Annotated in this window: 11 protein-coding genes; 6 read left to right on the forward strand and 5 right to left on the reverse strand. The window is 42.2% G+C overall.

Going from position 1 to position 16724, the window contains the following annotated elements:
- Positions 1-92: 92 nt before the first annotated feature.
- The 3 genes from IPO83_07105 to lpdA form a co-directional block, all read right to left on the reverse strand.
- Positions 93-2639, reverse strand: a complete 2547-nt coding sequence (locus tag IPO83_07105) for a M4 family metallopeptidase (GenBank protein MBK9731039.1) — start codon at positions 2637-2639, stop codon at positions 93-95.
- Positions 2640-2694: 55 nt separating this feature from the next.
- The gene (locus tag IPO83_07110; protein ID MBK9731040.1) at positions 2695-4581 is read right to left on the reverse strand and encodes a CocE/NonD family hydrolase; all 1887 of its coding nucleotides are present in this window, start codon (positions 4579-4581) and stop codon (positions 2695-2697) included.
- Positions 4582-4784: 203 nt separating this feature from the next.
- Positions 4785-6188 carry a dihydrolipoyl dehydrogenase gene (gene lpdA, locus IPO83_07115; GenBank protein ID MBK9731041.1) on the reverse strand — a complete coding sequence of 468 codons (1404 nt, stop codon included), beginning with the start codon at positions 6186-6188 and terminating at the stop codon, positions 4785-4787.
- Positions 6189-6612: 424 nt separating this feature from the next.
- Between lpdA and IPO83_07120 the strand changes: the two genes are divergently transcribed.
- The 6 genes from IPO83_07120 (at position 6613) to IPO83_07145 (ending at position 12919) form a co-directional block, all read left to right on the forward strand.
- Entirely contained in the window at positions 6613-7134 is a 522-nt protein-coding gene (locus IPO83_07120; protein ID MBK9731042.1) for a hypothetical protein, read from the forward strand.
- Positions 7135-7228: 94 nt separating this feature from the next.
- Positions 7229-9475: a TonB-dependent receptor gene (locus IPO83_07125; protein MBK9731043.1), complete on the forward strand. Its 2247-nt coding sequence runs from the start codon at positions 7229-7231 to the stop codon at positions 9473-9475.
- 32 nt (positions 9476-9507) lie between these two features.
- Positions 9508-9936, forward strand: coding sequence for a hypothetical protein (locus IPO83_07130; GenBank protein MBK9731044.1), 429 nt, complete (start codon positions 9508-9510; stop codon positions 9934-9936).
- A gap of 415 nt (positions 9937-10351) precedes the next feature.
- On the forward strand, positions 10352-11314 hold the full coding sequence (locus IPO83_07135; protein ID MBK9731045.1) for an ABC transporter ATP-binding protein: 963 nt from the start codon (positions 10352-10354) through the stop codon (positions 11312-11314).
- Positions 11315-11346: 32 nt separating this feature from the next.
- Positions 11347-12186, forward strand: a complete 840-nt coding sequence (locus tag IPO83_07140) for an ABC transporter permease subunit (GenBank protein MBK9731046.1) — start codon at positions 11347-11349, stop codon at positions 12184-12186.
- A 4-nt stretch (positions 12187-12190) separates the two neighbouring features.
- Positions 12191-12919 (forward strand): hypothetical protein, encoded by a 729-nt coding sequence (locus tag IPO83_07145; GenBank protein ID MBK9731047.1) that lies wholly within the window; start codon positions 12191-12193, stop codon positions 12917-12919.
- Between the two features lie 98 nt (positions 12920-13017).
- On the opposite strand, the gene IPO83_07150 is transcribed toward IPO83_07145, so the two are convergent.
- Positions 13018-13395 carry a DoxX family protein gene (locus tag IPO83_07150; protein MBK9731048.1) on the reverse strand — a complete coding sequence of 126 codons (378 nt, stop codon included), beginning with the start codon at positions 13393-13395 and terminating at the stop codon, positions 13018-13020.
- Between the two features lie 436 nt (positions 13396-13831).
- Positions 13832-16642 (reverse strand): pyruvate, phosphate dikinase, encoded by a 2811-nt coding sequence (locus IPO83_07155; protein ID MBK9731049.1) that lies wholly within the window; start codon positions 16640-16642, stop codon positions 13832-13834.
- Positions 16643-16724: the final 82 nt, after the last annotated feature.

Genomic DNA, 16724 nt, shown 5'->3' on the forward strand with positions numbered 1-16724 from the left:
TTCATAAAAAAAGTCCACAATAAAATCAGCGGTTTATAAAGTACAGCGGCACAGAAATAATCCTGTGCCGCTGCAACATAAAAAATTGGATGTTATCTAATGATCTCCATCATTTTTACACCCTGCTGATTATTGGTTGTAAACCCAACGAGATATTTCCCGTTTACAAGCGAAGAAATATCCAGTGGAACAATTTCTCCGGGCGCTACATGCTGTACACTAACCGAGATGGTTTGTCCGAGCATATTTAAGATGCGAATGGTTGCATCCGTTTCAACTGTTCCATCATATTGCATATTCAAATGGTCGGATGCAGGATTCGGATAAAGCGTAAACATGGTTGTTGCCTCTTCTGCAACTAATCCTTGTCCTTCATCAAGCCGGAAAGCAGTACTGCTCGTATAAGCATGAAGCGTATAACATTGTGTGTTGTTGAAGGCACCACTCGCACCGAAAACTTTAGCCACGTAAGTCCCGATCACGCTCGTATTGTATATGATGCTCTCGTCGTTAAGGCCACCTTTTTTTGACGATGCCACTAAAGTACCCGCCGCGTCGTAAAGTGACAGGTTATAATTAGCCGGTAAGCTTGTCAATGTTACTTTGATGTTTTTAGCAGCACTGTTATTGGCAAAAGAAAGCCAGTCAACATCTGTGCTGGTGCTGATTTGTGACTTGATGTCCACATTAACTGCAATCGCAGCCGCTGTATTTTTTGTATTGTTTGGCTCGAGACTTTCAGCACAAACAGTTGCGCCTGTAGTAGTAAAGTTTACAGAGCCGGAAAAAGAAGATGTTCCTCCCGAACAAACCGTCTGCACCTGGAATTCATACGGCGTGGCAATTGTCAATGAAGAAACCGCCTTTGAAACCGTAGTGGATGTGGTAGCAGTCCAGGTTGATGATCCTACTGGTCGATATTGAACATTGTAACTTGTTGCACCGCTCACAGCAGTCCAGTTAAGAGTCGCAGAAGTGTTGGTGATGGAAGTTGCATTGAGTCCCGCAGGAATTCCACAGGAAGTTCCTCCGGAAGTACCAATACCCACTGCATACCAGGCATTCTTAACCTGTATCACTTCATTTGAACTGGAACCATACAGATCAGTGGCTGCATTAATACAGGCCGTTCTCCAGTCTGCATATTGTGATGTTTTGGTGAGATACACAGTTTGTGTGCGATAGATAATCTGATCAGCTTCTGAAAGACCAATGCCGGTAACCGTGTAGGCATTGCCAATATCATTGGTGCCACTTCCGCCTGTTACCAGCAGGTAAAACATAAAATTACCTACACCACTGTTGGTATGAACGCCGCCGTTATCTGCTGAGCTGGTAGTCCAGTGCGAACCGAGGTAAGTATCAGGCTGATTGAATGCACCTGGATTCGACATGTTGCGAATGCCCCAGTTCATATCATTGCTCAGCAGCCAGTTAATGTCAGTCGGTTTGGCCCAGAACTGAACACTTTTTCCCATGATGTCGCTCAGGCTTTCATTAATGGCACCTGACTGATTGCTGTAATTCAAATTGCAGGTGTATTGAGTTACTCCATGTGTTAATTCGTGGCCGCAAACATCAATCGCCGTAATGCCTGCCCCGCCGCTTCCGAGGTTTCCAAACAACATTTCAAAACCATCCCATCCTGCATTGAAGTTTTGAGAAGGATCATTTACATAACTGTACAGTGCAATACCTGCATTATTCAAACTGTTTCTATTGAAGTTGGCGAGGTAAAATGAATACGTGGAAGCAACACCGTAGTGGGCATCGAGCGCATATTTGTCCTGTCCGGTAATGGTCCAGTTAGCTGACGAAGAGGAATAATCGCTGCCGCTGCTTTTCAAGGTAATTATACCATTTCCTTTTGTGTAATCACGCAGTCTGTAGCTGCTTCCATTCAAATCGCTGTGAATTGTTTGTGTTCCACTGTAAGCAGTTGCTGCAGTACCGGTGGCATCTGAATGATAAAGGCGATCAGAAGTGCCAAGAATATTTCCGGTTTGTGCATCAACATAAATATCAGCCCGGGTCATCGGCTGTTGTGCATACACATCTACTTTGTAAGCGAGCTTCAGACTGACTGGGTCAATTTCATCTCCCGCATTATACCAAACCAAATTAGCCGTAGGGTAATAGGAAGCAGCTGTGTTGCCGGTTTGGTTTTTCAAGCGTTGCTCCATCACCTGATCCTGCCACATGTATTTCTCTGCATTCACATATTCTACAGCAGCCTGAATCGCTTTAGTCTGTTTTAATGGCGCAGATTTATTTAAGGCGGTCTGCGGATCAAAATTCATTACAATAGAACCACTCATGCTTTTGATCATACCATCCTTTGTATGCACGATATACATCGAATTCTCTACCGGATTTCCAAGGTAGGTTTGATAATAGCGATAATGAACTTCGCCGAGCTGATCATTTTCAGCGCTCATCAATACAAGGTTGCTGCTTGAATTCAGTCCTAGTATGGAAGAAATTTTAGTGGCATCAAAACTTACGCGCTGTGATGGCGACAGCTCCGTGAAAGGTTTTGAAAGCCCGTGATCATTTACAATCAGTTGGTGAAAATTATTCTGTGCGAAGCCGTTGCAAAATAATGCAATGGCCACAAGCGTGAGCAAACGTTTTTTCATAGAAGGGGTTTGGGGTTAAAAGACGGCGCAAATTATGTCATTTTCGGTTTCTGAACTATTTTAAAACCGGTAAAATGATTTTGGATGCATGACCTGCATCATGATAAATTTTTATGTTGGAACTGATGAGATCTTTGGTTTCGCATTGATAGGGATCAATAAATTGTTGCGGGTTACGGTCAGCCAACGGATACCAGGAGCTTTGAATTTGCACCATGATGCGATGCCCTTTCTGAAAAGTATGCGCTACGTCCGGCAACTCAAATTTCACTTCACTCACCTGGTTCGGAATGAATGGTTCAGGAATGGAAAAGCTGTTTCGGAATCTTCCACGCATTATTTCACCACGTACCAGCATTTGATAGCCGCCCATCGGGTAATTGATTTTGATTGAATCAGGATATTTGAAATCATCAGGATACACATCAATCAATTTTACCACAAAGTCAGCATCGGTAGTTGAAATGCTTACAAACAAATCTGCCATCACTGCACCTGTGAGCGTTACATCACTTTTCAGTACTTCCGTTTCATATACCAATACGTCCGGTCTCCGGGATGCAAAACGCTGATCATCTGTCATGTACTCAACCGTACGCTCACTGTGAATATGTTCCGTATAAGGAACAGGTTTCATGGGATCGCTCATGTACTCATCAAAACCTGTTGTAGAAATTTTAGTATCCTGCGTATTGCTTTCACCCAGGCGTGCTTTCCCTCCCTGTTGCAGATAAAGGTTGACTGCTGAAATATTTTTTGGTGGCCATTCATTAAACTCATGCCACTTGTTTTCGCCGGTTATGAAAATAGTGGCTTCCTTTATCTGATCAGCTCCTTTACCATTCAGATAGTATTCAAAGAAAGGTAGCTCAATCTGCGACCGGTACCACGCAGATGTTTTTTGTTCAAACCAAATGTTACCCAATTTTTCGCCTGTTGTTTTCGCCCATCCGCCATGTATCCACGGACCTTCAACGATTTTACAATTTGTAGCGGGTGATTGCGATTCTATCGCTTTGTAAAGATTCCAGGCGCCGAAACAATCTTCTGCATCAAACAAACCACCTACTATAAGCATAGCAGGTTTTACATTATAGCAACCGTTGCGGGCATTGCGGGCTTTCCACCAATCATCATAATCAGGATGAGCGGCCACATCATTCCAGAATTTAATACTGTCGCCCATAAATTTTTCCTTTAGCTCATGAAAAGTTCCATGCTCCAGAAAAAATGAATAATTATCCTGGTAAGTAACTTCCGGAATAGGCGGATAGGTAGTCAATGGCTTCGGGCGCGGCACACCAAAACTCCTGTAAAAATCAAAGTTGTCCATGAGGAAGGTAGCTCCGTTGTGGTGAAAGTCATCACCAATAAACCAATCTGTTACCGGCGCCTGCGGACTCACGGCCTTCAATGCAGGATGATTGCTCAACGCTGTTTCTGTGGCATAAAATCCGGGATAAGAAATTCCGAATGCGCCAACATTCCCATTGTTATTTTTGATATTTTTCATGAGCCAGTCAATCGTGTCATAAGCATCACTGGCTTCGTCAATTTCTGTTTTCGATTTCTTAGCAGGAAGAAAAGGACGTACATCTTCAAAAACTCCTTCGCTCATAAATCTACCGCGAACATCCTGGTACACCATGATGTAGTTCCTGTGAAAGTAAGTGCTGTCGCCACGCGATGAATAACGCTCCGTATAACGATGTTCTCCGTATGGAGCTACTGAATAAGGAGTGCGGTTTAGCAATGTCGGATGCTTTTCAGCTACATCGTTCGGAATGTAAATGGCGGTAAAAAGTTTCACACCGTCACGCATCGGAATACTGCGTTCAATCTTGGTATAGTGCGCTGCAAACCATACAGAATCCTTATTAGCTTCTTGAGAAAAACTTTGTAATGGCAACAAAGCCAACCAGAGTAAAAAATATTTTTTCATTGAAAAAAGTATGAAGTGAAAAGTAAGGAAGACTTACCAAAGAAATTGATTTAAAAGAGGCAATGCAAATTTTAACTACTCTTTTTATCAGTGTATTTCGTAGTTCCGTGGCAATAAAAAAATATTGCCGCGAAAGCAAGGATGAACACGGAGATTATTAGTTATCGCGGTTCTTCCATTTTTCTTGATAACAAGTTCGCCGCTCAGAGGTGAATGGCTCTGTTCTCAGTAGCCATCAGACAAGCCTCCCGGAATGCTTCTGTAAAAGTCGGATGCGCATGACTGATCCGTGCAATGTCTTCAGCGCTCGCTCTGAATTCCATGGCAACAACTGCTTCAGCAATCAAATCCGCAGCACGCGGACCTATCATGTGTACGCCAAGTATCTCATCCGTTTCTTTATCTGCCAGCACTTTAATAAAGCCATCCATATCGTTTGCAGCACGTGCGCGGCCACTTGCTTTGAATGGGAAAGATCCTTTTTTAAAAGCGTGATTGTCTTTTGTGAGTTCCTGTTCTGTATAACCAACAGCAGCTACTTCAGGCCAGGTATAAACAACTCCGGGAATGAGTAAATAGTTGATGTGCGGTTTTTGTCCGGCCATTGTTTCTGCCACCATCACACCTTCTTCTTCAGCTTTGTGTGCAAGCATGGCACCGCGGATTACATCGCCAATGGCATAAATTCCAGGTACAGAAGTTTCAAGATTTTCATTTACGGCAATTCTTCCCTTTTCATCCGTTTGCAATCCTGCATTTTCCAAACCCAATGCATCTGTATACGGCTTTCTTCCAACTGCAACCAGGCAATAATCTGCTGTGAATGTGACTTGTTCACCTTTGTTGTTTTCAGCAGTTACTGTGGCAGATTTTTCATCGGCTGTGGCACCGGTTACTTTATGGGACAGGTAAAATTCCATTCCTAAATTTTTCAGACAACGCTGTAATTCTTTGCCGAGATCACGATCCATGTTCGCGATTAATGAATCGAAATACTCTACAATTTTCACCTTTGTACCGAGGCGCGCATAAACAGAAGCCAGTTCACACCCGATCACTCCACCACCAATCACGATCATTTCTTTCGGAATTTCTTTCAGCACCAATGCTTCCGTAGAAGTGATGATGCGTTTCTTATCAATTGTAATTCCTGGAAGGGATGACGGTTTGGAACCGGTAGCGATGATTATTTTCTTTGTTTCGATTTCTTCTACCGTTCCATCTGCTTTTTTAATCGCGATTTTATTTTTCGAAAGAAAACTTCCATGGCCGGAATAAACATCAATCTTATTTTTCTTCATCAGGAAATTCAAACCTGATGTATTCGCTTTCACCACATCCTCTTTCCTTTTAATCATCTGCGAAAAATCTACGGAGAGGTTTTCAAGATTGATACCATGAACTTTAAATTGATGTGCTGCATTGTGATAATGCTCTGATGAATCCAACAGGGCTTTGGAAGGAATACAACCCACATTCGTGCATGTTCCACCCAATGCAGGATATCTTTCAATGATGGCGGTTTTCATTCCTAATTGTGCACATCGTATAGCGGCAACATAACCTCCGGGACCTGAGCCGATAACTGTTACATCGTATTGATTCATGGTAAAAAATTGTGAGGGCAAAGTTATCCTTTCAGTAATGGCTACCAAACATTTGGAGGTATAACCACTTTAGAGTTATTGTAAAAGTATAGAATGGGCGAAGAGTAGAGAGCGATTGGTGACTGCTAATTTTGATGGGGCGCACGGCATTTTCTAATCTGCAGTTTTTTCTTGCAGAGCGCAAACCCGCCGATAAAAAAACAAGTGGCTTCTTTTAGTCTGTGGTTGTATTTTTAACCACTATTGCAACATCATTCACAGGCTATGAAACATCGACAAAAAAATTGTTGATGAAATATAAAAATTCCCATGAAAGTGATCCTATCTCTAAATCCCTTCCTGCACTCCGTCTATTCAAATGGGGACTGTCATCCACTGGCATGAAAACAAAATATATTTATCATAGCTTTGCTTCCATTGTTCAATGAGAACCTTCACCATCATATTACTTATTTGTTTTTTCCTCTTCGATTCGCTGGGGTTTTATTTTCTGTTTGAAAATAAAATGCTGATCGCCAAATCGGATGCCGGGAAAATGATGAAAAGGCCTGAAGGCAAAAATGAATTGGTTACCATTATCATTTCGAAAAATTCACAAGATCAGTTTTCGTGGAATGATGATCATGAATTTCAGTATAAAAATGAAATGTATGACGTTGTATCCATTAAAGAAAACGGCAACCTGCTCATCTATACATGTTATCACGATGTAAATGAAGCTAACGCGGTTTCAGAATTAGTTGACCATGTGAAGAACACTAAAGATCCTTGCTCCTCACGCAATGCATCAAAAAAGAACCGTTGGGAAACCGACAAATATTTTACTATGCAAATGTTGATGGATGTTCATCAGCACAAAGTCAATTCTTCCTGTGAAGAATATAGTCAGTTGCCACCGGATCTTATTCATTGTATCATTCTTACACAGCCTCCCAATTGTATCTAATCATTTATTAAGATAACAGCATTCATGCACCCATGAATGCCTGTCGTGTGTTTGTGCAACAGTTGTAATAACTCCTGTCATTAATTCAATTGCTTTGAAATTTTATTTGCCTGCATCCTGCATGCTGATTTTGTCAATATTGTTCCGTCCCTGCTATGCACAATACCAGGTTGAAGGAGTCGTGACGGATGCAGCCACCCATGTTGCGTTGCACAGCGTTTCTGTTTATCTGCCGGAGTTGCATACAGGAACACTGACCGGCGATGGTGGAAATTACCGGCTTGACCATCTTCCGCAAGGCAATTTCAATATCCAGTTTTCCTTTGTCGGTTATGAAACAAAAATTGTTGCTGTAAATGCAGGCAGCACGATTGTTCAATTGCCTGTTGCATTGGTGAGAACAGATATTGAAACACAAGAGGTAGTTATATATGGCACACGGAACAGCAACATCAAAGAAACGCCAAAGGATATTGTTTCGTTATCGCAGGAAACGATGCGCAGCAATGGTTCCCTGAGTCTGAGTGATGCGGTCTCAAAACTTCCGGGCATGAGCCAGCTTTCTACAGGCAATGGAATTTCCAAACCTGTTATCCGTGGCTTATATGGCAACCGCATTCAGACAGTATTGCTCGGCATTCGATTCGATAACCAGCAATGGCAGGATGAACACGGACTTGGATTAACGGATGTTGGAACCGATCGCATAGAAGTGATCAAAGGTCCTGCCGCGCTGGAATATGGATCAGAAGCGATGGGTGGTGTGCTGAATATTATTGAAGAAAAACCTGCTGTTGTTGGAACAATTCAGGGTGATGCGAGCATGCAATTGTTCAGCAACACTCTTGGATTTGCTACTGATGCCGGCGTGAAAGGCGCCACTGAAAAATTAAACTGGCGTGTACGCATCGGTGCCGAGTCACATGGTGATTACAGCGATGGAAATAACAACCGCGTTTACAATTCACGCTTTGATGGTTACCAGGCTAAGTTATCGTTGGGCTGGAGAAATGGAAACTGGCTCTCTGTAAATAACTATTTGTTTTCACTCAATCATTTTGGTTTTCTGATGGAAGCAGATATGAAAGTGGACAGTTCGCAGCGTCGCTTCAGCCGTGATTTTTCAGGGCCACATCACACAGTGCTGATCAACATGTTTACGTCGGAGAATACTTTGTTTAAAGGCAATTCAAAAATCAGGATCAATCTCGGCGCACACATCAATAACCGGCAGGAACAGGAAGGCGGGAATAAGATAAGTCTGAATATGGTGTTGAATACTTTCAATGCCAACCTGCAATGGGAACATTATGTAAGTGATCATGCTTCGTGGAATGCAGGCGTGCAATCGATGTATCAGGTGAATACCAATCTTGGTTCACGGCAGATTGTTCCTGATGCGCATTTGTGGGAAAACGGATTGTACGCCTTCTGGAAAGAGACATTAAATAAGCTCGTGCTGGAAGGCGGACTGCGTTATGATGTGAAGAATATTCAAACATTTGAAACAGGAACCATCAACACCACTGGCAGCGAAGTGCAGCCATTCAACAAGTGGTTTGGGACATTGAATGGTGCTGCGGGCGCGAGTTTCAATCCTTCAGCCCACTGGAACTTCAAGTTAAATTTCTCCAGCGGTTACCGGGCACCAAATCTTGCGGAGTTGTCCAGCAACGGTGTTCACGAAGGAACTTACCGCTATGAAATAGGTGATCCTGAGATGAAAGTGGAGCAAAACTTTAATGTGGAACTTTTTGCAGGATATGAAAGCCGGCAATGGTCAGCTACTGTAGCAGCTTACAACAATCATTTTTTCAATTATGTCTACCTGGCACCTACAGACGACGAGTATTTTGGTTACCAGATTTACAGGTACCTGCAGGAAAATGCCAGACTGCGGGGCGGAGAAGCATCCGTTGATTTTCATCCTGAAGCAGTTGAATGGATGGATTTTACGGCGTCCTATTCACTGGTGCGTGGCAAAACAGATGCAGGTGAAAATCTTCCTTTCATACCTGCTGATAAAATTCGCGGCGAAATAAAATTTGAATTATTAAAATCTTCCGTGAAATGGACACAGACATTTATCAAGACCGGGATAGATTATGTGCTTGCCCAAAATGATCCCGGACAGTTTGAAACGTCAACGCCATCCTATTACCTGTTCGATATTGCCGTCGGCAGTCACCTGCATTTTAAAAAGCAGGAAGTGGATTTCAGCATCGGTTGCAATAACCTGCTGAATGAAACTTATTACGATCACCTCTCACGTTTTAAATACTTCGGCATTTACAACATGGGCAGAAACATTTTTTTCAATCTTCATTTACCCTTTAATTAAATTCATTAATTCACTAAAACCATTTATTAAACATGAACACAATGCAATCATTCAAACAGAAATTTAAAGTATTGCTCATTGCTACCGCGATGATCACGGTAATGGCTTCCTGCAAAAAAGATGAGGACGCACGCACACCTCCAGATGTGGAATTTAAAACGGGTGCAGGTTATACTTCCGCAAATGCAGTTGTAGGTCAAGGAGATTCCGTATTGGTAGGTATTGTTGCAACTAAAACCGAAGATGAGTTAAAGACCTTTAATGTATCGTATGCGTACGACGGTGCCACCAACACTACCACCGATACCACCATTACACTGACTTCTGCACAGGAAGAAAGTTATTCGGCGGATTACACCATCGTAACGCGCAACCAGGATGGCACGGAAATATGGTCGTTCACCATTACGGATCGTGATGGAAACATCACCACTAAATCCATTACGCTTACCGTGCAATAACCTTTTTCAGTTTTAATTGTTAATCCGGATGCAATCGAAAGAAGCATCCGGATTTTTTATTTGAACAGAAACAAGAAGGATTTGTTTCTCACCGTAACAGCCCTACTTTTGCGTGAACTGATTTTATGCGAAACAACATAAAAATTGATGGCGGGCTTTTAAAACAATTAATGAAGGAAGAGAATTTTAAAACGCGCAGTGAAGCGGTGCAAATTGCAGTAGAGAATTATCGGAGCATACTTCGCAAAAGAGAATTTGACATGATCCGGGTAATGTTAAATGGGTAGGAAATCTTGCGCAAATGCGGCGGGACTGAGGAAATATTTGAAGCCGATGTTTGTCGTCACACACGTTAACTTCAAGAAAGGTCTCATCTCCATTCATAACAAATTTAAAAGCCCGCCATCCTAAATAATTGAGCCTTTCTTCCATCATACAAATCAATCACCTCTCAAAAAGTTACGGCGCACTGAATGCCGTAAATGATTTGAACCTGGAAGTATTTCAAGGCGACGTGTATGGTTTTCTCGGTCCGAATGGCGCTGGAAAAAGTACTACCATCCGGATGATGTTGTCATTGATAACACCCGATGAAGGTGACATTTTTATTTTTGGAAAAAAGCTGCGTGAACACCGCAATGAAATCTTAAGAAACATTGGTTGCATTATTGAAAAACCCGACTTCTATTTGTATTTGTCTGCTGCAAAAAATCTTGAATTGTTTGCAAGGCTTTCCGGAGTTACACCTTCTAACAGTAAAATCTATGAAACACTTGAACTGGTTGGGTTGCGTGGCCGGGAAAAGGATAAAGTGAAAGGTTACAGTCATGGCATGAAGCAACGGCTTGGCATTGCACAAACGCTCATCCATGATCCGGAACTCATCATACTCGATGAGCCTACCACAGGACTTGATCCACAAGGCATCATTGATGTGCGCAACCTGATTCTTCATCTGCAAAAGGATCTTAATAAAACCATTTTTCTCTCTTCACACATTTTGAGTGAGATCGAACTTATTGCTTCAAGAATGGCCATTCTTCACAAAGGCAAAGTAGTTTCGCAAGGAAATGTTGCGGAATTATTATCAACGCAGGAGCTGGTTGTTTCTATTGAAACTTCCGACAATGAAAAAGCTGCACAATGGATTACTTCATCTGCATGGAGGAGTAAGATGGAATCAACGACCGGCCGGGAACTGCATTTCAATCTGGCAAAAAATGAAATTCCGCAATTGACATCGGCTCTGCAGGAAGCAGGATTTCACCTGTACAGTGTTTCCTACAAGCGCGCATTGGAAGATTATTTTTTAAAACTTACGCATCATCATCATGATGAAACAAATCGTGTGGAACCTTCAAAAATGCAAAGAAAATAAATTGCAATTGCACACCAGTTCCAAAATACAGCATGTTTAATCTCGTATCAATAGAGTTATATAAGATCAGCAGAAAGCCTCGCAGCTTTATCGGATTCGCCGCCATAGCAGTGATCGCATTGCTGATTGAGCTGGCATTATTTCTTGATGGAAAGGCTTATGTTCAATTTATTATTCAACAGGTGGAACAATCTTTTCAGATCGAAGGAAACATCATCAACGGAAACCTTGTTGCTTACATTCTTCTTCAAACATTGATTGTTCAAATGCCGTTGCTTGTTGCTTTGGTGGGCGGCGATCTCCTTTCAGGCGAAGCAGCAACGGGTAGTATCAGATTGTTGGCTGCAAAGCCTGTTTCACGGGCGAATATTATTCTTTCAAAATTCGCAGCCGGCAGCTTTTATACTATGCTGTTGATCTGTTGGCTCGGTGTGCTGGCATTGGGAATGGGCTGGCTCCTTTTTGGAAGAGGTGATTTGATTGTGGTGAACAGTGATCACATTGCCATACTCCAATCATCGGATACGGTATGGCGTTTTGTTGCTGCATTTTTTATCGCATTCATCAGCTTGAGTGTGGTTACTTCATTGTCGTTGATGCTTTCCTGTTTCAGCGACAATTCCATCGGACCGATTATGATTACCATGGCGATAATAATACTCTTCACCATCATTGGCACCATGGAAATTCCGCTGTTCGATCTCGTGCGGCCGTTTCTTTTTACCACTCATATGATAGTATGGCGCAGCATGTTTGAAGAGCCTTTGCCAATACAACAGTTAATCATTTCAATTGGGGTAATGGTGCTGCATATTTTTTTGTTTTTGGGAATTGCACTGTCTTATTTTAAAAAGAAAGATCTGCTCAGTTGAAACTATGAAAATATTACTTCAATGTCAATCGAAGCCTGCTGTTCACTTCAATGGTAAGTGGTGTAGCATGCTGGTGTTGCTTTTATTAACGGCGAATTTCCTGTTAGCACAATCACCAAACGAAGTGATCACCTCTGTAAATAATCGGTTCAGCAAAGTGAATGATTATACCGCCAATGTAAACGTGTCCTGCAACATTTCCTTCATCAAGATAGAACCCATCAATGCAAAAGTATTTTATAAACGGCCGGATAAATTCAGGGTGAAGTCAACGGGTATTCTGATTCTCCCTAAGCAAAACGCTAACTTCTATTTCACTGCACTGGCAGACACCAATAGTTTTACAGCGGTAAAAACAGGGGAGGAAATGATTGGCGGTGTTCAGGTGCAGGTAATTAATGTGATACCATCAGCAGATACGAGTGATCTGATTTTAGGGAAATTCTGGATTGACAATGTTAAAGGTCTTGTGCTGAAAAGCCAGCTCACTACCAAATCACAGGGCACCATCCTGGTAGAAAATGTTTATGGAAGCATGAAGGAGTATGCGCTTCCAGACAAGATGCTTTTCACGGTAGATGTTGGAAAATTCAAAATTCCGAAAGCATTAGCAGCAGATCTCAATCATACTGCAAATAACAAAACATCCCAGGGTGATAATAAGGGCAGAATCACCCTCACCTTCTCCGGTTATGCTGTGAACAAAGGTGTGAGCAATGATGTATTTAAGTGAATTGCTCTTTAATAAAATAAGACACCTCAAAAAAATAAGTGCGCATTAATATTTACCCGCTTTAAGCAGCTCTCTGAAATGCATATTTGTGCAGCAACTTATGCATTCATCCTTTTATTCCATAAAACATAAGACAATATGCCGGGTACAATCCATAGCAGCAGGAATAACATCATGGGATCAAATTTACCGGACACGGCGATACCTGAGTAAATAGCACCTGCCAGATCAAAAAATAATCCTGCATAAGCCCACTCTTTTATTTTATTCAAACCCGGAATTAAAATAATGATTACACCCACCAATTTGGCAATACCGAGAAAGGAAATAATATATACAGGGTATCCTAGCTGGTCATGCATTAATTTTATTGAATCTTCATTCACCAGCAGATTGGGAATTGCGGAAAAGAGCATGAGTCCGCCAAAAATTATGGTAAAAACCCAGTAAAGAATATTGGTTGTTTTAACATTCATAGATTTTTTTTTGAAAGATCAACATAGCAAATTCTTTTTAAATGATGTTGTTAGAAATTAAATTGATTCATTCTTATTGGCGGATCTGCAAACAAATCGCGCAATGTTAACTTCCATTGAACCATGCATATCGAATAATGATTAACGAATTTTGATTTTATAAGTGTAATTCTTCCACTGCCATAATCAAGGACCCTAATCAAAAAAAAGAGGTTAGAAAAATAAAACCAGGCAGTTAAAACACTGCCTGGTTTTAATTACAAGCCATCTCAAAATTAATACGTCATGCTGAATTTATTTTCCGAAGGATCCTTTGGACAGCATCTGCCATATTCCTCTGAGATTCCGTCCACAGGATCTTTCGGAAAACAAGTCCGGAATGACCCTGCTCTTTTAGGCTTTTGAGATGGCTTTTAGCGTATATAATCACGCAGTTTCAATTCGTCAACAACTTCGCATGTGCAGCAGCCATGCGTGCAACCGGCACACGTGGTCCGGAACAGGAGACATAATTCAAACCGATTTCATGGCAGAACATGATGGAAGAAGGTTCGCCGCCATGTTCACCGCAGATGCCCACTTTTAAATCCTTATGATTTTTGCGGCCATCGTCCACCGCCATGCGCATTAACTTACCCATTGCTTTCCTGTCAAGTATTTCAAATGGATTGTCTTTCAATACCGCATTGGAAATGTAGAAAGGCAAAAATTTATTCTCGGCATCTTCCCGTGAGAAGGAAAAAGCTGCCTGTGTAAGATCATTCGTTCCGAAAGAGAAGAACTCAGCTACATTCGCCAGTTCATCAGCCTGCAGACATGCGCGCACCACTTCTATCATGGTACCATATTTAAATTGAAGTTTGATCTTATTGTCTTTTTCTATCTGTGTCCTGATTTCATCCACAAATACTTTTACCTGTTCTAACTCTTCAACAGTGCAAACCTGCGGCACCATAATTTCGGGTCTGATATCAATGCCTGCCAACTGACATTCAGCGGTAGCTTCTAAAATAGCCTGAATCTGCATGCGATAAATTTCAGGAAAGCTCAGTCCCAAACGAACACCTCTGTGTCCGAGCATCGGATTTACTTCATGCAGCTCGCGCACTTTTTTAAGCATCTGTACCTTTTTCTCAATGGCTTTTTCAATCAACTCTACTCCTGCAAGTGTAAAAGGTTCGGCAGCACGATTCGCCAAAGTAAGATCAGCATTGATCAATCGCAGACTGCTGAATAAATCAGTAACGCCGCTCACAGTTCCTCTCAGATTTCTTAAATGCTCCAACTCATCTTTTATCACATCGGCAGTAGGCAGAAATTCATGAATGGGAGGATCTAACAAGCGAACAGTAACGGGCTTACCTTTCATAGCAGTAAATATTTCGCGGAAGTCTTTGCGTTGAATTTCTTTCAGGCGATGGAGTGCCGATTCGCGTTCTTCTTTAGTAGCTGCTAATATCATTTCCACCACAATAGGTAACCTATCCACATCATTAAACATTCTTTCTGTACGACACAACCCGATTCCCATTGCTCCATACGTCAAGGCCTTTTCAGCAGCGGCAGGCGTATCCGCGTTGGCAAATACTTTAAGTTTTGCAACTTCATCTGCCCAGCTCAATAAAGTTTTAAGCTCATCAGAGAAAGTTGGTTCTACCGTTGGAATCACGCCTTTATAAACGAAGCCGGTGCCACCATCTATCGTGATGTAATCGCCTTCATGTAAAATCTTTTCACCGATCTCGGCCTGGCGAAGTTTTACATCCACTTTAATTCCTTCCGCTCCTGCTACACATGGTTTTCCCATTCCTCTTGCCACTACGGCAGCATGAGAAGTTTTGCCACCACGACTGGTGAGAATACCTTGCGCTGCAAAAAATCCATGAATGTCTTCCGGTTTGGTTTCTTCTCTTACCAGAATCACTTTATCACCTGCTCGTCCGAGCAACTCAGCACGATCCGCGTCAAACACTACATGACCTGATGCTGCACCGGGCGAAGCGGGAAGTCCCTGTGCTAATGGTTCCGCTTTAAAAGCCGGATCGAGGCGCGGATGCAGCAATTGTTCTAAAATGTCTGGTTTAACACGCAATAACGCCTGCTCTTTCGTGATCAGTTTTTCTTTCACCATTTCCACGGAAGTGCGAACCATGGCAACCGTATTCATTTTACCACTCCGCGTTTGCAGGCAGAACAGCACCCCTTTTTCAATGGTATATTCAAAGTCCTGTATTTCTTTGTAATGCGATTCTAACTTGTTACGTAACTCTTCAAGTTGCAGATACAGATCGGGCATTTCTTCAGCTAATTGTGCCACGGGTTTTGGCGTGCGAATGCCTGCCACCACATCTTCGCCTTGTGCGTTGGTAAGATATTCACCGAACATGATGTTCTCACCGGTTCCGGGATCTCTTGTAAAGCCAACACCTGTCGCGCAGTCGTTGCCCATGTTTCCAAAAACCATGGTTACGATATTCACTGCGGTTCCATTGGCCATGGCAGGAGTAATTTTAAATTCTCTGCGATAATCCACCGCACGTTTACCCATCCATGAATTGAAAACAGCTTTAATGGCAATTTCCAGTTGCTCATATACATCTTCTGGAAATGGTTTGCCGGTATGTTCATGCACCACATCCAGAAATCGGTCAGTGATTTCCTGCAGATCAGTGGTATTCAAACCTACATCCACTAATACGCCTGCCCGCTTTTTTACTTCTTCAAAATGAACATCAAATTTTTCATCGGGAACTCCAAGCGCTACTTTTCCGAAGAGTTGTATAAACCTGCGATATGCATCGTAGCAGAAACGTTCATTGTTAGTTTGGGTGATAAGCCCTCTCAGCGTTTTGGAATTTAAACCGAGGTTGAGGATGGTATCCATCATGCCGGGCATTGACATCGCCGAACCTGACCGTACTGAAACTAACAGTGGGTTTTCCGTTGCTCCGAATTTTTTTCCGGTAGCTTTTTCCAAAATGTACATGTTCTCCCTCACGTCATCCATCATTCCGTCGGGCAACTCATGGTTTTTTTCAGCGAGGTAGGTTAAGCACGCTGCTGTTGTTACCACGAATCCGGGAGGAACATTTAGGCCAATCTGTGTCATTTCGCAGAGGTTGGCTCCTTTACCGCCGAGCAATTGTTTGTTTTTGCCATCGCCATCTTTGAAAGCGTAAACAAACTGATCAGATGTATTTTTGGGTTGAACGAGTGTTTCAGTTGCTGATAATGCCGAGGTTTTCATGATGGATGCCTATTGATTAAATGAATGATGCAAGGTATCCACGCACAGAAAATTGAAAATATGATTTTGATCAGGTGAGACG

This window comes from Chitinophagaceae bacterium (assembly GCA_016717285.1).
In the GTDB taxonomy this organism is placed as follows: Bacteria; Bacteroidota; Bacteroidia; order Chitinophagales; family UBA10324; genus JACCZZ01.

Excerpts from the sequence above, each read along its gene's own strand:
- IPO83_07110 (MBK9731040.1), bottom strand. The coding sequence starts at position 4,581 with ATGAAAAAATATTTTTTACTCTGGTTGGCTTTGTTGCCATTACAAAGT.
- IPO83_07130 (MBK9731044.1), top strand. The coding sequence starts at position 9,508 with ATGAACACAATGCAATCATTCAAACAGAAATTTAAAGTATTGCTCATT.
- IPO83_07145 (MBK9731047.1), top strand. The coding sequence starts at position 12,191 with ATGAAAATATTACTTCAATGTCAATCGAAGCCTGCTGTTCACTTCAAT.
- lpdA (MBK9731041.1), bottom strand. The coding sequence starts at position 6,188 with ATGAATCAATACGATGTAACAGTTATCGGCTCAGGTCCCGGAGGTTAT.
- IPO83_07155 (MBK9731049.1), bottom strand. The coding sequence starts at position 16,642 with ATGAAAACCTCGGCATTATCAGCAACTGAAACACTCGTTCAACCCAAA.
- IPO83_07105 (MBK9731039.1), bottom strand. The coding sequence starts at position 2,639 with ATGAAAAAACGTTTGCTCACGCTTGTGGCCATTGCATTATTTTGCAAC.
- IPO83_07120 (MBK9731042.1), top strand. The coding sequence starts at position 6,613 with ATGAGAACCTTCACCATCATATTACTTATTTGTTTTTTCCTCTTCGAT.
- IPO83_07140 (MBK9731046.1), top strand. The coding sequence starts at position 11,347 with ATGTTTAATCTCGTATCAATAGAGTTATATAAGATCAGCAGAAAGCCT.
- IPO83_07150 (MBK9731048.1), bottom strand. The coding sequence starts at position 13,395 with ATGAATGTTAAAACAACCAATATTCTTTACTGGGTTTTTACCATAATT.